Annotated in this window: 1 pseudogene; it reads left to right on the top strand. The window is 63.9% G+C overall.

Annotated features, from left to right (window positions below):
• Positions 1-231: 231 nt before the first annotated feature.
• A pseudogene (locus tag DVH02_RS36000) lies at positions 232-368 on the top strand (LacI family transcriptional regulator); the annotation flags it as partial.

Below are 368 nucleotides of genomic sequence, written 5' to 3' on the forward strand. Positions count from 1 at the left end.
GGGGAGGGGTCCCGGGGAGGGGCGCGTTCGCCGCTCGCACGTGCGCCCATGGCTTGCGCCGTGGCGCGCATCGCCCGTAGAGGTGAGTTGAGACCTCTTCGAAACATGGACCGTTCGACAGGTCCAGACCGCTCCTTGCATATGAGATCATGGGTGGAAGCATCAACACCCTTATTTTTCAAGCCAGTTCAGGTCATTCGACCTTGCAGAAACGTGACTGCTGCCGGGTGCATATGCGACCGGCCCTACCGCCCGCCCGAGCCCTACTATCGGCTCGCCATGACAGCAGCAGGGAAACACCAGGTGAGCCGGACGGACACGACGCGTCGGGGAAACCGGCAAAGCCGGGCGGGCATCAGGGACGTGGC

Source organism: Streptomyces corynorhini (assembly GCF_003346515.1).
Classification (GTDB): Bacteria; Actinomycetota; Actinomycetes; order Streptomycetales; family Streptomycetaceae; genus Streptomyces; species Streptomyces corynorhini.